This window comes from Celeribacter sp. SCSIO 80838 (assembly GCF_056498065.1).
The window spans coordinates 23,193-40,170 of record NZ_JAZKMA010000002.1; the positions used below are offsets into that span (position 1 = coordinate 23,193).

Sequence of the window (16,978 nt, forward strand, 5' to 3'; positions counted from 1 at the left end):
CTGCCGTCCCGCTTTGCAGTGCAAGGATAACGTCATGGAATCCCTCCTCACATCCGCCATTGCCGGGCTGTCCGCCGGTGGGGCCTATGCGATTCTCGGGGTCTGCGTGGTCTTCACCTATCGGCTCGTCGCCGTGGTGAATTTCACCGCAACAGCTCTGGGCGCCGTGGGTGCCTTCGTCATGGTCATGCTGGTGGAATACGGCTACCCGTTGGTGCCCGCCGTTCTGACCGGGCTCGTCGCAGGCACACTTGCCTCCGTCGTGGTCGGTTTTGTCACAACCATCTGGTTTTCCGGTTCCACACCCTCGGTGAAAGCGGCTGTGACCGCAGCGCTTCTGGTCTGTCTCATCGCTCTCGGCCTGCGTTTCACCGGCGGCCAGCATCCGCGCGCCTTCCCCGATCTGATCGGCGGCGCCGGGTTCAAGATTGCGGGCGTGACCGTCACCAATGCGTCTTTCGTGGCCATCGGTCTCGCCGTTGCCCTGACCATCGCGGTCGAGCAATTTCTGGGTCGCACCCGCACCGGGCTTCAGCTGCGCGCGCTCTCCGAACGCCCGATGGCCGCGGAGCTTCTGGGCGTGCCGGTGCGGCGTCTGGCGCTAGGCGTCTGGGCTTTGAGCGGCGCGGTCACGACGATTGCGCTCATGCTCATCGCGCCCCTGCGCTCGCCGGATTTCGGCTCTCTGAGCCTTTTGGTCGTGCCGGCCTTTGCCGCCACCCTCGTCGGATCGTTCAACAGTTTCCGCGCGGCCCTCGTGGGCGGCATCGCCATCGGCGTGATCGAAGGTCTGGCGAGCGGGTTCGTCGGCCTCAACCAATACCGCGCCGCCGTGCCGTTCCTTGTCATTCTCACCGTTCTCATGTGGTCGCAAAGAGGAGCCCGTTGGGATGAAGCGCGATAGTTACATGGCCGCCTCCAAAGTGGCGGCACTGGTGGTCGCGGCGGGCGCTTTGTGCCTGTTGCTGTTGCCGTCTTACTGGATTTTCCTCCTGACCGCCGTGTTCATCATCGGCATGTCTTTGCAAAGCCTCGGGCTTGTCGTCGGGCGCGCGGGGATGATCTCGCTCTGTCAGATGAGCTTTGCGGGTGTCGGCGCATGGACCGTCGGCTATCTCAATCTCATCGGCTTTCCCGGCGGGTTTTTCGTCTGGCTCCTGATCGGCGGCTTTGCGGCGCTGCCCTTCGGTCTGGCCATTGGTCTGCCTGCGCTGCGCCTTCGGGGCATCAACCTTGCCATCGTGACCTTGGGCTTTGCCGTGGCCTTCGGCGTGGTGCTCGGCACCATCACCTATCCGGGGCAAACCTCGTTCAAAATGGTCGAACGCCCGATGGGGTTTGACAGCGATCAGGGCTATTTCATCCTCGTGCTGGCGATCTACGGCATCGTCGCCGTGGCGCTCGAATTCGTGTCGCGCTCAAAGCTGGGCGCGTCCTGGCTGGCCGTGAGCCATTCCGAGCGTGCGGCGGCCTCTCTGGGCGTTTCCGTGCCTTGGGCAAAGCTCAGCGCCTTCGCTATCAGTTCGTTTATCGCGGGCATTTCCGGCGGGCTTCTGGCGGGCTATATGGGCACGCTTCTGGCGGAAAACTTCTCGATGATGCAATCGCTTGTGCTCTTTGCCGTGGCGATCATGGTCGGTGCGCAGTTTCCCTTGGGCGCCATTTTGGGCGGCGTGCTTGTGGCGCTTTTCCCGGAGCTTCTGCGCCGTCTGAACCTGCCGCAGGACCTGGGCAGCGTGTTTTTCGGTCTCGGCGCTGTGCAGGCGCTTTCCACCGGCGAGACGATCAGCGAAACCTTCATGCGGCTCTGGGGCAAGATCATGCCCAAACGTACTTCCAAAGCCCCGCGCGCCGGTGTCGAATCCCTGCCAGCCGCGCGTGAAGCCGCCGAGGTCGAAACCGTGTTGGAAGCCCGCGAACTGACCGTGCGCTATGGCAATGTGGTGGCGCTCAATGGCGCGTCGCTCTCGGTACCGAAAGCGACGGTCGTGGGCCTCATCGGCCCGAACGGTGCAGGGAAATCGACCTTTGTCGATGCGCTCACCGGCTATCTTTTCCGCTACGAGGGCAGCGTCTTGTTCCAAGGCAAGCCGATGGAAGGGCTGACGCCCTGCGACCGGGCCCATGCGGGCCTGCGCCGGACCTGGCAGACCACGCGGATTTCGCCCGATCTTTCGGTCGGGGACTATGTCAATCTCGCTTCGGGCGGTGGGCTCAGCGATACGCAGATCGACGCGGTTCTGGCCTGGCTCGATTGCCCGACACCCCAGACCCCGATCAGCGCCATCGATTCGGGCGCGCGGCGTTTGCTCGATGTCGCGGGCGTGGTGGCGGCCCGTCCGCCGGTGATCTTGCTCGACGAACCCGCCGCCGGTCAGTCCTATGCGGAGGCCGTCATGCTGGGCAAACGCATCGCGGAAATCCCGGCGCGCTTCGGCTCGTCCGTGTTGCTCATCGAGCATGACATGGATCTGGTACGCACGGCGTGCTCGCAGGTGACGGTGCTCGATTTCGGCACGGTTCTGGCACAGGGGCCGACCGCGCAAGTGCTCGATATGCCGGTCGTCAAGAAAGCCTATATGGGCATTGATTTCGAACAGGAGGCGGCGGAATGAACGTCTTGGAAACCAAGGGCCTGGTGATCAACCGTATCGGTATCCCGGTGGTGCGCGACCTCAATCTCATCGCACGCGCGGGCGAGATCAGCGTGCTTCTGGGCGCCAATGGCGCGGGCAAAACCACGCTGCTTGAAGGCATCTCCGGCGTCTGCCCGGTGGCCTCCGGCACGATCCTTGTGGCGGGAAATGACGTCGGCAAACTGAAACCCGGCCAGCGCGCGCTGTCGGGCATTGCCCATGTCGAACAGGGGCGGACGATTTTCGGGACCATGACCACAGAGGAGAACCTCAAGGTCGGGATGCATGAGGATTCGAGCCTCGATGAGGTTTATGAACTGTTCCCGGAGTTGCTGGCGCGCCGCGATGTGGCCTCCATGATGCTCTCGGGCGGCGAGCAGCAGATGGTCGTGATCGGGCGCGCTTTGGTGGGCCGCCCGCGGGTGATCCTGATTGATGAGATGTCGGCGGGTCTCGCGCCCGTTGTGGTCAGCCGATTGATGAAAGGCGTGCGCCGTCTCGCCGATCAGGGGCTTGCGGTGGTGTTGGTCGAACAATTCGCCAATCTCGCGCTCGAAATCGGCGACCGGGCCTATGTGATGCGGCGCGGGTCCATCGTCTACGAGGGCGATTGTGCCACTTTGATGCAGGACCCTGAAAAGCTGCACCATCTCTATCTCGGCGATCTGGGCGAGGCGGAAACCGCCGCCTGAGCCGGGTCCCCCGATTTACCACCCTGAGCCTGACGCCCCGTTTCGGGGCGTCTTTTTTATACACCCCGATGGGGACTGTGCCGGGAATGCAAACAGGTCATGCCCGGTGTATCAAGTGGGCCGGCCTCCCGTGTCCTAACCTCCTGTGCATGCGGCTCGCGATGGCGGGCGTGATCGGAGGATGACATGACCAAAAAACAACTCGACGGCAAAGTGGCCATCGTGACGGGGGCCGCAAGCGGCATCGGGCAGGCGATTGCCCTGCGATTTGCCGAGGAAGGGGCCAAGCTCGTACTGGCTGATCTCAACCCGAGCGACGACACGGAAGCCCGGATCAAAGCCATGGGCGGCGAGGCCATTCAGGTCAGGGTCAACACCAAGTCCGAAGCCGATTGTGACGCCATGGTCGAGGCGACTGTAAAAGCCTTCGGTCAGGTCAATATCGGTGTCTTTGCGGCGGGCATCCGGCTCGATCCGATGCCCATTCTCGATGTCGAAACGCCGGTGTTCGAAAACATGATCGACATCAACATGATGGGCGTTCTGCGCTCCGCCCGTGCTGTTGGGCGTCAGCTTCAAAAGCAAGGGCAGGGCGGCACCATCGTCAACATCGCCTCGACTGCCGGTAAGATTCCGATCCACGGTTCCGGGCCCTACTGCATGGCGAAAGCGGGGGTGATCATGATGACCAAGGTGATGGCGCTCGAACTTGCGCCGCAGAACATCCGCGTCAATGCGCTGGCACCCGGCTTTACCGAAACGCCGATGTGGGATTTCGAGAAGGGCACGGAAGAGGACAAATGGGCCATGTCGATGACGCCGATGAACCGCACGGGCACGGCGCGCGAACAGGCCGAAGCCTGCCTTTTCCTCGCCTCGGACGCCAGCAGCTACACCACCGGCCAGACGCTGTTCTCGGCGGGCGGGCAGTTCGTGGACTGAGGGCCGGATCATGACACAACAGTCGATTTTCATCACAGGCGCAGGCTCCGGCATCGGGGCCGCCACGGCGCGGGTGTTTGCCGCAAAAGGCTGGCGCGTGGCTTTGGCGGATCGCGATGGCGCGGCGGTCGAAGCGCTGGCCTCCGAGATCGGTGGCGCGGCTTTCACGGTCGATGTTCTGGACCGCGACAGCATCGCAACGGCGATGAACACCTTTACAAAAGAGGGCGGTCTGACCGCGCTGTTCAACTCCGCCGGGCTTTTGGATATGCACCCCTTCGCCGAGGCCGATCCCGCCCGGCTCGACGCGCTGTTCGACGTGAATGTCAAAGGCGTGATGAACGCGATCCGCGCCGCTTTGCCCGCACTCAAGGCCTCCGAGAACGCCCATATCGTCACCATGAGTTCGGCGGCGGCGATCCATGGCGTGCCGGATTTGGCCGCCTATTCCGCCAGCAAATTCGCGGTGCGCGGTCTGACCGAGGCGCTCAACATCGAATTCGAACCGCTGGGCATCTGGGTCTCTGATCTGATGGTCGGCTATGTCGCCACGCCCATGCTCTCCAAGGCCGATGCAACGGCGAAATCCGTCGAACTTGCGGGCGTCCATGTGACGCCGGAGAGGGTGGCCGAAACGGTCTATCGGGCGACGCAAGAGCAGCGGGTCCATTGGTTCGTGCGCGATGAGGACCGCGAGGCTCAGGCCGTTTTCGATGCAACGCCACTGGAGGCGCGCCGCGATTTGATGCGGCCATCCACGGGCTACTGACGCGATTTGTTCCGGCGCTGCAAAGAGGTTGTGCCGCCTCGGCAATGTGTTGTCGGACAGTCGGACTAACATCAGATCAAGAGGAAACATCTGCGGGCTAAGACCATGCAGATGTGGGAGATTTTGCCCGCCTGGAGCGGTGCAGACAGAGGAGGATTATTCGTGAAAGACAGCGACAACCAGAAGCCCGGCCAAATGCCTGCGCTGGCCGCCGGGGTCGAGACCCGACAGATCGAGGTGAACGGCATCTCCGTCACCTATCATGAGGCCGGGCAGGGCAATACAGCCCATCCGCCGGTGGTTTTGATCCACGGGTCTTCCGGCTCGACGATGGGCCATTTCGGCTTTCTCTTCCCGATGCTGGCCGCGCATCACCGGGTGATCTCGCTCGATCTCGCCAACCCGGTGAAAGCGGGCGAAAAGCTTGAGCTCACGCATATCGAAGCACAGGTTCTGGCCGTCATGGAGGCGGCCTGTCCGGGGCAGAAGGTCACGCTTTTGGGCTTTTCCTTGGGGGCGGTCGTGGCCGGGTTCATGGCCGGGCGTCATCAGGACAAGATCGAAAACCTCGTGCTTCTGGCCGGGTGGATCAAGACCGACACGATGATGACCTTCTTCAACCGGACATGGTTTGCGCTGCGCAACGCCGGTCTCTCCGAGTTGAACGATTACACCATCTACGCCGCCTTCAGCGCGCCGTTTCTCGCCTCGAAAACCGTTGAGGAAATGGCCGTCGGTGCCATGCCGCTCGATGCGTTTGTCGATGCTCAGATGGAGCTGAACGCCCGCATCGACATCAACGAGGAAGTGGCCAGGATCACCGCGCCGACGCTGATCATCTCCGGCACTTACGACACGATGGTGCCGCTGCACCATGCGCACGCTCTCTTCGGGGCCATTGATAACGCGCGCTTTGCCGAGATCGGGTCGGGCCATGCCGCCGTTTTTGAGCGCCCTGCCGAGGTCACGCGCCTTGTCGATCGCTTTGCCACCAACCCGGAAGAATACCCGGCCGGCAGCACCGTGCCCGCCCTGAAACCGTAATCCCGGAGAGACCAGATGACACAGCAAAAACCGATTCACGACACGACCATCATCATCGTCGGCGCTGGCTTTGCGGGGCTTGGTATGGCGATGAAGCTCAAGGAAAAGGGCATCGACGATTTCGTCATTCTCGAACGCGCCGAGGATGTGGGCGGCGCATGGCGCGACAATACCTATCCCGGTGTGGCCTGCGACGTGCCCTCGCATCTCTATTCGTTTTCCTACATGCCGAAGCCGGACTGGTCGCGGGTCTATTCGCCGGGCGGCGAGATTTGGGACTACCTGCGCGACTGTGCGCAAAAGACCGGGCTTGTGCCGCATATCCATTTCGGGGCGGAGCTTTTGAAATCGTCCTGGGATGAGAGCACGCGGCGTTGGACCGCCGAGACGTCTGAGGGCATCTGGCGCGGGCAATATCTGATCACCGCGACGGGCGTTCTGGCCGATGCGCATCTGCCGAATATTCCGGGGCTCGATGGCTTTACCGGCACGGCCTTCCATTCCTCGACCTGGGATCATTCCGTCGATCTCAAGGGCAAACGTGTCGGTATCGTCGGTTCTGGTGCCTCGGCCATTCAGATCGTGCCCGAGGTGGCGAAACTGGCGGGCGAGCTGATCGTGTTCCAACGTTCCGCGCCCTATATCGTGCCGCGCCCGGACCGCGCCTATAGCGCAACCGAAAAGCGCAGCTTTGCCCGTTTGCCCCACCTCATGGAGAATATGCGCGAAGAGATTTTCTGGATGGGCGAATATATGTACGCCCAACGCCGCGCCGTTCCGACCTTTATCGCCGAGGCGCGCAATATGGCGCTTGGCCATCTCGCCGATCAGGTCCCGGACGAGGACCTGCGCGCGAAACTGACGCCGGATTACGAGATCGGCTGCAAACGCGTCCTGATCGCCAACACCTATTACCCGGCCTTTACGCAGGACAATGTGACGCTTGAAACCTCGGCGCTGGCCAGTGTCGAGGGTGGCAAGGCCGTGGCCGCAAGCGGGGCGGAGTACGAGGTTGACGTGCTGATTTTTGCGACCGGGTTCGAAGCCCCCGAACCGCCCGTGGCGCATCGGGTCTATGGCCGGGATCACGTCAAGCTCGCCGATCAGTGGGACCGGGGTATGCAAGCCTACGATTCCATCGCCGTGCCGAATTTCCCCAATATGTTCATGCTCTTGGGGCCGAACACCGGGCTTGGGCATCACACGATGGTCTATATTATCGAGGCGCAGGTCGATTACATCCTCGGCGCGCTCGATCATGCCGAAGCGCAAGGCTTTGAGACGTTGGAGGCCCGGCCCGAAGCCGAAGCCGCCTATCTCGATCACATCGAGGACGTGGCGAAGGGCACCGTTTGGCTCGATGGGGGGTGCAAGTTCTGGTACCGCGACCCGCGCTCCGACCGGCTCACCGTGCTCTGGCCCGACTTCGCCTATGCCTTCCGCGATGAGAACGGCACGTTCCATCCCGAGGGTTACACCGGCCTTCCGGCCACCGCAGCGGAATGAGGAGATCCAGCATGCTGAACGGAAAAACCATCATCGTCACCGGCGTATCTTCGGGCATCGGTCAGGAGACCGCGAAACAGGTGAAAGCAGCGGGAGGCAAGGTCATCGGCGTCGACCGCAACGCCCCCTCCGTGGAGCTCGATGCGTTTCATCAGGTCGATCTGATGGACGAAGCAGCCCTCGATGCCCTCATTGACGCGCTCAAATCGGTCAAGGCCGACGGGCTCGCGAATATCGCGGGCGTGCCGCCGACGGCGCCGAAAGAGGTCGTTGTAACGGTCAATCTCGTGGCGCTCAAACGGCTGACGCTGGGGCTCGTCGACAGCTTCAACGATGGCGCCTCCATCGTCAATCTGGCCTCTCTCGCGGGGCTTGGCTGGGAAGGCGAAGTGGCCAAGATCAAGGTCGCCGAAGGGCTGACCCACGAAGGTGTGCCCGACTTCTGCGCGAGCCATGAGATCACTGCCGAGAACAGCTATTTCTTCACGAAACAGGCGCTCGTCGCATGGACCCATGAAAACCGCTGGACCTGGCGCGACCGGGGCATTCGGATGAATGCCGTCAGCCCCGGCCCGGTGGACACGCCGATCCTCAAGGATTTCCTCGAAACCCTCGGCGAGCGCGCCGAGGAGGACATGCGCATCATGGACCGCCCCGGCACGCCCACCGATATCGCGCCGGTCGTGACCTTCCTGTTGTCCGACGGATCGGTCTGGCTGCGGGGCGTCAATATCGCCACCGATGGCGGCATGCGCGCCCATATCGACGCAACCTCGAACGGTTTGAATTAAAAGGATTTCACTCATGGAAACCCAACTTCTGATCGCCGGGGCGCGGACCCCGGCCGAAAACGGCCGCTCTTATGACAGGCTCAACCCCGTGACCGGGAAACTTGCGACCCGCGCTGCCGCCGGCAGCGTGGCGGATGCGAAAGCCGCCGTGGCCGCCGCCGAGGCCGCTTTCCCGGCATGGTCCGCAACCGGCCCCGCCGAGCGCCGCGCGATCCTTAACCGAGCCGCCGACATCGTCGAGGCGCGCGCCGGGGAATTTGTGGCCGCGATGGAGCGCGAAACCGGCTCGACCGGCATCTGGGCCGGGTTCAACGTGCATCTCGCCTCGGGCGTGTTGCGTGAAGCCGCCGCGATGACCACGCAGATCGGCGGCGAGGTGATCCCCGCCAACAAACCCGGCACGCTGGCGATGGCGGTGCATCGCCCGCGCGGCGTCTGCCTCGGGATTGCGCCGTGGAACGCGCCGGTCATTTTGGGGACGCGCGCCGTCGCCATGCCTCTGGCCTGTGGCAACACGGTGGTGCTCAAGGCGTCAGAGATGTGCCCCGCAACCCATATGCTCATCGGCGAGTGCCTGACCGAAGCGGGCCTGCCGGAAGGTGCGGTCAACGTCGTGACCAACGATCCGAAAGATGCGGCCGAAGTGGTCAAAGCATTGATCGAGGCCCCCGCCGTGCGCCACGTCAATTTCACGGGTTCCACCGGTGTCGGGCGGATCATCGGGCGACTGGCGGGTGAGAACCTCAAGCCCTCGCTCTTGGAACTCGGCGGCAAGGCGCCGCTTGTGGTTTTGGAAGATGCCGATCTCGATGGCGCGGTGAACGCGGCGATTTTCGGGGCTTTCATGAACCAGGGCCAGATCTGCATGTCGACCGAACGCATCATCGTGGTCGAGGCGGTGGCCGATGCCTTTGTCGAGAAATTCGCGGCCCGTGCGGCGACCCTGCCCTGGGGCGATCCGGCGGCGGGCGATGTGGTTTTGGGAGCTTTGGTTTCGGCGGATGCCGGGGCGAAAATGTCGGCGCTTCTTTCTGACGCCACCGCCAAAGGCGCAAAGCTCGTTGCCGGTGGCGCGGGCGCGGGCGCGCTGCATTCGGCGACGCTGCTCGACGGGGTCACCCCCGCGATGCGCATTTATGCCGAGGAGAGTTTTGGCCCGGTGAAATCCATTATCCGCGTCAAGGACACGGAGGAGGCGGTCCAAGTTGCCAATGACACCGAATACGGCCTGTCGGCGGCGGTGTTTTCGCAGGACATCACGCGGGCTTTGTCGGTCGCGAACCGGCTTCAGAGCGGGATTTGCCACATCAACGGGCCGACGGTTGCGGATGAACCGCAGATGCCCTTCGGCGGCGTCAAGGCCTCAGGCTATGGCCGGTTTGGCGGCAAGGCGGCAATCTACGAGTTCACCGATCTGCGCTGGATCACCCTTGAAGACCCCGCACAACATTATCCGTTCTGAATGGGGCGCGTCTGATGAAAACCGTTCTGATCACCGGGGCGTCCAGCGGGCTCGGTGCGCATTTCGCGCGGGTTTTGGCGGCGGAGGGCTGGCAGGTTCAGCTCGCCGCCCGGCGGCTCGATAAAATTGTCGAACTGGCCCGCGAGATCGAGGCCACAGGCGGTCGCGCCGAGGCGGTCGAGATGGATGTGACCGATGCCGCCTCCGTCGCCGAGGGCTTCGCAAACCTGTCGCGCGCGCCCGATGCGGTGATCAACAATGCGGGGATTTCCGGCGAAGGCTCCGCCATGGAGATGAGCGCGGAGATGTTCACCTCGGTCCTCGACACCAACCTGAAGGGCGCGTTCCTTGTGTCGCAACAGGCGGCGCGGGCCATGAAGGAAACGGGCGGCGTGATCGTCAACATCGCCTCCATTCTCGGCCTGCGCGTGGCCGGCGGCGTCTCCGCCTATACCACGTCGAAGGCCGCACTGATCCAGATGACCAAGGCCCATGCGCTTGAATGGGCGCGCTATGGCATTCGCGTCAATGCGCTCTGCCCCGGCTATATCGAAACGCCGCTCAACCGCGACTTTTTCGAAACCGACGCGGGCAAGGCGCTGATCCGCCGCATCCCGCAACGCCGTCTGGGTCGGCTTTCCGACCTCGACGCCCCGCTTCTCATGCTGCTCTCCGACGGCGCCGCCTATGTCACCGGCTGCGCGCTTCCCGTCGATGGCGGCCATCTCGTTTCCAGTTTGTAAAGGAGGTCCGCATGGACTTCACCCTCTCTCCCGCCGTCGAAGATTTCCGCGCGCGCATTGCCGATTTTGTCGAGGCGGAGCTTTTGCCCGTCGAGGCGGATCGCGCCAATTACGATGCCCATGGCAATATTACGGAGGCCGCCCTTCAGCGCCTGCGCGCCAAGGCCAAGGCCGAGGGCCTCTGGTGTTTGCAGGTCTCGAAAGAGTGGGGCGGGCAGGGGCTTGATAAAAAGGGCATGGCGGTGTGCTACGAGGAGATGAACCGGTCGATTTTCGGCCCCGTGGTGTTCAACTCCGCCGCGCCGGATGACGGCAATATGATGATGCTCGACATGCTGGGCACCGAGGCGCAGAAACAGCGCTGGCTGACGCCGATCGTCAATGGCGATGTGCGCTCCGCCTTTGCCATGACCGAACCGCATCCGGGCGGTGGCTCCGATCCGGGGATGATGCTGACGAAGGCCACAAAGGACGGGTCGGATTGGGTCATCGAGGGGCGCAAATGGTTTATCACCGGGGCCGAAGGGGCGACGCATTTCACCGTCATGGCGCGCACCTCGGACGATGCGCGCGAGGGCCTCACCGCGTTTCAGTTTCACAAGGACACGCCCGGCTGGGAGATCATTCGCCGCATCCCGATCATGGGGCCGGAGGAGCATGGCGGGCATTGCGAGATCGTGTTTGACGGGCTGCGCATCCCGGAAGAGGACATTTTGGTCGGCGTCGGGCGCGGCCTCAAGGTGACGCAGGCGCGGCTTGGACCGGCGCGGTTGACCCATTGCATGCGCTGGCTTGGCCTGTCGAAGCGCTGCGTTGAGATCGCCACCGACTATGCGGGCAAACGCGAAGGTTTTGGTCAGCGGCTCATTGAGCGCGAAAGCGTGCAGATGATGCTCGGCAAGCTCGCCATGGACATCGAGATCGGGCGGCTTCTGGTGATGAAAGCGGCCTATGAGATCGACGCCGGGCGCTATGGTCAGAAAGAAGTGTCGATGGCGAAAATCCATGTCGCGAACCTGTTGCATCAGGCCGCCGACACCGCGATCCAATTGAACGGCGCGCGGGGCTATTCGACCGATACGCCGCTCGAATGGATTTACCGTTATGGCCGTCAGGCGCGGCTCGTCGATGGTGCGGATGAGGTCCACAAGATGGTGTTGAGCCGTCATCTGGGCAAGCTCGGGCGCGATTTCTGGAAATGGGATGAGGCTCATGCCTGAGGCCCATCTCATCCCCAATGCGGCCAATCATTGCCCGCTCACGCCGGTGGGGTTTCTGGACCGGGCGGTGGAGGCCTACCCGTCGCGCACGGCGGTGATCTGGCAGGGGCGCTCCTGGACTTACGCCGAATTCGCGGGGATCGTTCAGGCGATGATCGAGGTGCTGCGCGCGCATGGCATAGGCCCCGGCGACACGGTGGCGATCATGTGCGGCAACCGGCCGGAGATGCTCGCCGCGCATTTCGCGATCCCGGCGGTGGGGGCGGTTTTGAATGCGCTCAACACAAGGCTCGACACCCATGTGATCGAGTACATTCTGGAGCATTCCGGGGCAAAACTGGTTCTGGCCGATCCGACCGGGGCGGCGGTGACGGGTCCGGCGGCGATGGAGGCGGGCATTCCCTGTCTGGTGTTTCCTCCCATGAACACGGGCGGCGAGGGGCTCGACCTGCTCAATGCCGCGCCCGTCACCACCTGCGCCTTTGCCGATGGGGTCACGGACGAGTTCAGCCCCATCGCGCTCAACTATACCTCCGGGACGACCGATCACCCGAAGGGCGTTTTGCTCAATCACCGGGGTGCCTATCTCAACACGCTGGGCAATATCATCTCGCTCGGGTTCGGGTCGGAGACGACCTATCTCTGGACCCTGCCGATGTTTCACGTCAACGGCTGGGGGCATCCTTGGGCGGTGACGGCGGTGGGCGGCACGCATGTCTGTCTCGACAAGGTCATCCCCGAAGAGATTTTCCGCCTGATCGCCGCGCATGGCGTCACCCATATGGCCTGTGCGCCGGTGGTGCTTTACATGCTCTTGCACGATCCGGCGCGGGCGCTGCGAGATCCGTCAAAGCCTGTGCGCGTGGCCTCGGGCGGTGCCGCCCCCACGAGCAAGCTGATTTCCGAGCTTGAAGCTTTGGGCTTTGAATTCATTCACCTTTACGGCCTGACCGAAAGCTTTGGCCCCGCCACGATGCAGCGCCTCGACACGGATCAGATGCGCGAAAGCGTCGAAACCCGTGCGCGGCTTCTGTCGCGTCAGGGCCTGCCGCATATCACGGCAAACCAGATGCGCGTGGTCGATGAACATGGCGCGGAGGTCCCCGCCGATGGCGAGACGCTGGGCGAGATCGTGTTTCGCGGCAACACTTTGATGAGCGGCTATCACCGCGATGCGGCCTGTACCGCGCGGGCCTTTGAGGGCGGGATGATGCACACCGGCGATCTGGCCGTGCGCCACCCGGATCGGCGGATCGAGATCCGCGACCGTGCCAAGGATCTGATCATCTCGGGCGGGGAGAATATTTCGAGCCTCGAAGTCGAAGAGACCCTGCATCGCCACCCCGATGTGACACTGGCCGCCGTGGTGGCCGCGCCGCATGAGAAATGGGGCGAAATCCCCTGTGCCTTCATCGAGACGCGGGCGGGGGCGGAGGTGACGGCGGAGGCGCTCAAGACCTACTGCCGCGATCATCTGGCGCATTTCAAGGTGCCGAAGCTGTTCGTGTTTTCAGAGCTGCCGAAAACCGCCACGGGAAAGATTCAAAAATTCGCCCTGAGACAAACCGCTGCCCGGATCGCGGCACAAGAGAGCGAGACAAACCCATGACACGCGACACGAAGATCACGATAAAAGGCGCCCTGGATTTCGATCCCGGCCCGTTGACGGAATTCCTGCGTGCGACACTCGGTGCCCCTGATATGCCAGTGCTCTACGAACGCATCAGCGGCGGTCAGTCGAACCCAACCTATAAGGTCACGCTCGGAGATCGGCAGATGGTCCTGCGCAAACAGCCGCCGAGCATCGTGGCCAAGGGCGCGCATGCCATCGACCGCGAATATCGCGTGCTCGAAGCTCTGGGACCGACCGATGTGCCGGTGGCGAAGCCGGTTCTGTTTCATGACGAGGCCGATCTGATCGGCACGCCCTTCTACCTTATGGAATTTCTCGAAGGCCGGGTGTTTTCCGAAGCCGATCTGCCGGGGGTGGACCCGGAGGAGCGCCACGCGATCTATAAGACCATGGCCGAAACTTTGGCGCGGCTGCATGCCATTCGCCCCGATGCGGTCGGGCTTGGTGATTTCGGGCGTCCGGGTGGCTATTTCGAACGTCAGGTGCGGCGCTGGTCCGGTCAGCTCGATGTCTCGACGCTGCCGGATCTCGACGATCTGCGGCTCTTGCGCGACAAGGTGCGCGACAGCATGCCCGAAGACGACGGCGCAGTCTCCATCGCCCATGGCGATTTCCGCATTGGCAATCTGATGTTTCACCCGACCGAACCGCGCGTCATCGCCGTGCTCGATTGGGAACTGTCGACCATCGGCCATCCGCTCGCCGACCTCGGGTTTTGCTGCATGCCCTGGAACACAAGTTCCGAGGAATATGGCGGCATTCTCGATCTCGATTATCGCGCCATGGGCATCCCGGATGAGGCGGAATTCGTCGCCGAATATCACAAACATCTGCCCGGTGTCGGCCCGCTCACCGCGTTTCACAAGGCCTTTGCCCTGTTCCGGTTTGCGGTCATCTTCGTTGGCATCGCGGAGCGCGCCGAGGCGGGCGTGGCCTCCGATGAGAATGCCGCAGCACTCGCCCCTCTGGCGCGCCGGTTTGCCTTGCGGGGGCTTGATATTCTGGCCCAAGAGGCCTCCGCATGAGCAAGATGAGCATCGCCGTGATCGGCGCGGGGACGATGGGCGGCGGCATCGCCATTTCGGCGGCCGAGGCTGGGGTCAAAACCTATCTCTTCGACATGAGTTCGGACATGCTGAGCCGGGCCGAGGCGCGCGCGGCGCGCTATTTCGACCGTTTGACCGAGAAGGGCAAACTCACCGTGGATGAGGCGCGCGCGGCCCGGGCGCGCATCCTTCCGGTGCGCGATCTCGACGCCATCGCGGGCGCGCAGATCGTGATCGAAGCGATCCACGAAAACCTTGCGGCCAAGCAGGCGCTGTTGGAGCGGCTCTCGGGCCTTCTTACCCCCGACACCATCGTCGCGACCAACACAAGCGCGCTGCGCGTGGGCGATCTGGCCGGGAGCCTCACGGCCCCCGCGCGCTTTCTCGGCATGCATTATTTCAGCCCCGCCGAGATCAACCCGCTCGTCGAACTGGTTTCCGGGCCGGAGACGGCGGCGGCGTCGCTCGCCGTGGCGGAGCGGTTTTTGCAGCAGACCGGCAAGACGGTTCTGCGCTGCAAGGATGCGAGCGGGTTTGCAGTCAATCGCTTCTTCTGCCCCTATGCCAATGAGGCGGTGCGGCTGATGGACGAGGGCATCGCCGAGACCGCCCAGATCGACGCGGTGGCCCGCGACATCTTCGATCTGGCGCTCGGGCCTTTTGCCGTGATGAACATCGTCAAGCCCCGGATCATGCTGAACGCGGTGCAGAACCTCGGCGATCTCGGGCCGTTTTACGCCACCGCCATGGGGCTGCAAACTGCGGGCGGCTCGGATGCGCCTTGGGCCATTGCGGAGCCCCCGGCACCGCTGCCAGATTCGCTGCCTGACCCGGTGGCCCGCGTCGTGGCCGAACGGCTGATGGCGGCAGTTTGGCTGCCGGTGCTCGATGCGATCTCCGAAGGGGTCGCGACGCCTGACGATTTCGATCTCGGCGCGCGTCTGGCGCTGCGTTTTGGCAAGCCACCGGTCGAAACCATGCGCGCCGCAGGGCGGGGCGAGGTGACCCGCATCGTCGGCGCCATGGCCGCGCGTCACGGCCAGAGCCTGCCCGAGGCCGGGCTGGCCCGCCTCTTCGACTGAATTTCCAGCTTTATATGAGGATGTCTTCATGACCAAATCCGTTGTTATCACCTCCGCGGTGCGCACCGCCATCGGCACGTTTTCCGGCGCGCTTGCGGGGTTGAGCCCCGCCGACATGGGGGCCGCCGTCGCCGCCGAAGCGATCCGCCGCGCAGGCATCGCGCCCGAAGATGTCCAGCAAACCGTGATGGGCAATGTCATCCACACCGCGCCCGAGGACATGTATGTCAGCCGGGTGGTGGCGATCCGCGCAGGCGTGCCGGAAACCTCTCCGGCGCTGACGCTCAATCGGCTTTGCGGCTCGGGGCTTCAGGCGGTTGTGACGGCGGCGGAGCAGATCATGCTGGGCAACGCTGACGTGACGCTTGCGGGCGGCACGGAATGCATGAGCCGGGCGGGGCATCTGATGACGGCGGCGCGCCATGGCCAGAAGATGGGCGACATCACCGCGACCGACATGATGAGCGGCGCGCTGACAGACCCGTTCGGTAATGGCCATATGGGGATCACGGCGGAGAATGTCGCGGATCGCAATGGCATTCCCCGCGCGACGCAGGATGAGTTCGCCTATGAAAGCCACCAACGGGCGGCCAAAGCCATCGAGGAGGGGTATTTCAAGGATCAGATCCTGCCGCTGACGGTGAAACGCGGGCGCAAGGAGATGGTGTTCGACACGGACGAACATGTGCGCGCCGATGTGACGCCCGAAGGGCTTGCCGCGCTGCGCCCGGCGTTTCGCAAGGACGGATCGGTGACGGCGGGCAATGCCTCGGGCATCAATGACGGGGCGGCGGCTTTGATCCTGATGGAGGAAGAGGTCGCGAAGGCCAAGGGCAGCACGCCGCTTGCGCGGATCGTGTCCTATGGGCTGGGCGGGGTTGCGCCGGACATCATGGGGATGGGACCGGTTCCAGCGACCGAACAGGCGCTGGCGCGCGCCGGGCTGAGCGTGGCCGATCTCGATGTCATCGAAAGCAACGAGGCCTTCGCGTCTCAGGCCTGCGCCGTGTCGCAGCAGCTCGGGTTTCCGGCGGAGAAGGTCAATCCCAACGGCGGCGCGATAGCGCTTGGCCATCCGATCGGGGCATCGGGTGCGATCATCCTGACCAAGCTGATCCATGAGCTGAAACGCTCGGGCGGTCGCTATGGGCTGGCCACAATGTGCATCGGTGGCGGGCAGGGCATCGCCATGATCGTCGAAGCGCTCTGACCACAAAACCGCCATGCGAAATACCCTCCCGGCAAAGCAATCATGCCGGGAGAGAGCATCGCGCCCCCTGCGACCACATAAGCTGACGTAGGGGAAGAAGAGGAGAACGGGGGGAGACGTTCGGGGGGACATCTCAGCACAACGGATCGTGAGGAGACACAGGGCGCGACAAGCTCTGTGGACGTTCTGTGACAGGCTGACG

General features: G+C 63.5%; 15 protein-coding genes. All 15 read left to right on the top strand.

Translation table 11 applies throughout. The annotated features are described in order from the left end of the window. Positions 1 to 34 precede the first annotated feature (34 nt). Positions 35 to 904, top strand: coding sequence for a branched-chain amino acid ABC transporter permease (locus V1475_RS18785; protein ID WP_479414019.1), 870 nt, complete (start codon positions 35 to 37; stop codon positions 902 to 904). Next, on the top strand, positions 891 to 2,615 hold the full coding sequence (locus V1475_RS18790; RefSeq protein WP_479414020.1) for a branched-chain amino acid ABC transporter ATP-binding protein/permease: 1,725 nt from the start codon (positions 891 to 893) through the stop codon (positions 2,613 to 2,615). The genes V1475_RS18785 and V1475_RS18790 overlap by 14 nt, the downstream gene beginning before the upstream one ends. Further along, positions 2,612 to 3,328 (top strand): ABC transporter ATP-binding protein, encoded by a 717-nt coding sequence (locus V1475_RS18795; RefSeq protein WP_434291141.1) that lies wholly within the window; start codon positions 2,612 to 2,614, stop codon positions 3,326 to 3,328. Before V1475_RS18790 ends, V1475_RS18795 begins: the two co-directional genes overlap by 4 nt. 186 nt (positions 3,329 to 3,514) lie before the next feature. Continuing rightward, positions 3,515 to 4,270 (top strand): SDR family NAD(P)-dependent oxidoreductase, encoded by a 756-nt coding sequence (locus V1475_RS18800; RefSeq protein WP_479414021.1) that lies wholly within the window; start codon positions 3,515 to 3,517, stop codon positions 4,268 to 4,270. Between the two features lie 10 nt (positions 4,271 to 4,280). After that, on the top strand, positions 4,281 to 5,039 hold the full coding sequence (locus tag V1475_RS18805; RefSeq protein WP_479414022.1) for an SDR family NAD(P)-dependent oxidoreductase: 759 nt from the start codon (positions 4,281 to 4,283) through the stop codon (positions 5,037 to 5,039). A 162-nt stretch (positions 5,040 to 5,201) separates the two neighbouring features. Continuing rightward, the gene (locus V1475_RS18810) at positions 5,202 to 6,083 is read left to right on the top strand and encodes an alpha/beta fold hydrolase (RefSeq protein WP_479414023.1); all 882 of its coding nucleotides are present in this window, start codon (positions 5,202 to 5,204) and stop codon (positions 6,081 to 6,083) included. Between the two features lie 15 nt (positions 6,084 to 6,098). Then, positions 6,099 to 7,589 (top strand): flavin-containing monooxygenase, encoded by a 1,491-nt coding sequence (locus tag V1475_RS18815; RefSeq protein ID WP_479414024.1) that lies wholly within the window; start codon positions 6,099 to 6,101, stop codon positions 7,587 to 7,589. A gap of 11 nt (positions 7,590 to 7,600) precedes the next feature. Continuing rightward, positions 7,601 to 8,380, top strand: a complete 780-nt coding sequence (locus tag V1475_RS18820; protein ID WP_479414025.1) for a coniferyl-alcohol dehydrogenase — start codon at positions 7,601 to 7,603, stop codon at positions 8,378 to 8,380. Between the two features lie 13 nt (positions 8,381 to 8,393). Beyond that, positions 8,394 to 9,842 (top strand): aldehyde dehydrogenase, encoded by a 1,449-nt coding sequence (locus V1475_RS18825; protein WP_479414026.1) that lies wholly within the window; start codon positions 8,394 to 8,396, stop codon positions 9,840 to 9,842. A gap of 14 nt (positions 9,843 to 9,856) precedes the next feature. After that, entirely contained in the window at positions 9,857 to 10,585 is a 729-nt protein-coding gene (locus V1475_RS18830) for an SDR family NAD(P)-dependent oxidoreductase (RefSeq protein ID WP_479414027.1), read from the top strand. Positions 10,586 to 10,596: 11 nt separating this feature from the next. Continuing rightward, a complete protein-coding gene (locus V1475_RS18835) occupies positions 10,597 to 11,805 on the top strand; it encodes an acyl-CoA dehydrogenase family protein (protein ID WP_479414028.1) in 1,209 nt (402 codons plus the stop codon). Further along, positions 11,798 to 13,414 (top strand): AMP-binding protein, encoded by a 1,617-nt coding sequence (locus tag V1475_RS18840; protein WP_479414029.1) that lies wholly within the window; start codon positions 11,798 to 11,800, stop codon positions 13,412 to 13,414. Before V1475_RS18835 ends, V1475_RS18840 begins: the two co-directional genes overlap by 8 nt. Next, positions 13,411 to 14,463 (top strand): phosphotransferase family protein, encoded by a 1,053-nt coding sequence (locus V1475_RS18845; RefSeq protein ID WP_479414030.1) that lies wholly within the window; start codon positions 13,411 to 13,413, stop codon positions 14,461 to 14,463. Before V1475_RS18840 ends, V1475_RS18845 begins: the two co-directional genes overlap by 4 nt. Further along, positions 14,460 to 15,566 (top strand): 3-hydroxyacyl-CoA dehydrogenase family protein, encoded by a 1,107-nt coding sequence (locus V1475_RS18850; RefSeq protein WP_479414031.1) that lies wholly within the window; start codon positions 14,460 to 14,462, stop codon positions 15,564 to 15,566. Before V1475_RS18845 ends, V1475_RS18850 begins: the two co-directional genes overlap by 4 nt. A 28-nt stretch (positions 15,567 to 15,594) precedes the next feature. Continuing rightward, entirely contained in the window at positions 15,595 to 16,776 is a 1,182-nt protein-coding gene (bktB, locus tag V1475_RS18855) for a beta-ketothiolase BktB (protein WP_479414032.1), read from the top strand. Positions 16,777 to 16,978: the final 202 nt, after the last annotated feature.

Excerpts from the sequence above, each read along its gene's own strand:
- V1475_RS18825 (WP_479414026.1), top strand. The coding sequence starts at position 8,394 with ATGGAAACCCAACTTCTGATCGCCGGGGCGCGGACCCCGGCCGAAAAC.
- V1475_RS18785 (WP_479414019.1), top strand. The coding sequence starts at position 35 with ATGGAATCCCTCCTCACATCCGCCATTGCCGGGCTGTCCGCCGGTGGG.
- V1475_RS18805 (WP_479414022.1), top strand. The coding sequence starts at position 4,281 with ATGACACAACAGTCGATTTTCATCACAGGCGCAGGCTCCGGCATCGGG.
- V1475_RS18845 (WP_479414030.1), top strand. The coding sequence starts at position 13,411 with ATGACACGCGACACGAAGATCACGATAAAAGGCGCCCTGGATTTCGAT.
- V1475_RS18820 (WP_479414025.1), top strand. The coding sequence starts at position 7,601 with ATGCTGAACGGAAAAACCATCATCGTCACCGGCGTATCTTCGGGCATC.
- V1475_RS18815 (WP_479414024.1), top strand. The coding sequence starts at position 6,099 with ATGACACAGCAAAAACCGATTCACGACACGACCATCATCATCGTCGGC.
- V1475_RS18835 (WP_479414028.1), top strand. The coding sequence starts at position 10,597 with ATGGACTTCACCCTCTCTCCCGCCGTCGAAGATTTCCGCGCGCGCATT.
- V1475_RS18840 (WP_479414029.1), top strand. The coding sequence starts at position 11,798 with ATGCCTGAGGCCCATCTCATCCCCAATGCGGCCAATCATTGCCCGCTC.
- V1475_RS18800 (WP_479414021.1), top strand. The coding sequence starts at position 3,515 with ATGACCAAAAAACAACTCGACGGCAAAGTGGCCATCGTGACGGGGGCC.
- bktB (WP_479414032.1), top strand. The coding sequence starts at position 15,595 with ATGACCAAATCCGTTGTTATCACCTCCGCGGTGCGCACCGCCATCGGC.
- V1475_RS18795 (WP_434291141.1), top strand. The coding sequence starts at position 2,612 with ATGAACGTCTTGGAAACCAAGGGCCTGGTGATCAACCGTATCGGTATC.
- V1475_RS18850 (WP_479414031.1), top strand. The coding sequence starts at position 14,460 with ATGAGCAAGATGAGCATCGCCGTGATCGGCGCGGGGACGATGGGCGGC.
- V1475_RS18790 (WP_479414020.1), top strand. The coding sequence starts at position 891 with ATGAAGCGCGATAGTTACATGGCCGCCTCCAAAGTGGCGGCACTGGTG.
- V1475_RS18830 (WP_479414027.1), top strand. The coding sequence starts at position 9,857 with ATGAAAACCGTTCTGATCACCGGGGCGTCCAGCGGGCTCGGTGCGCAT.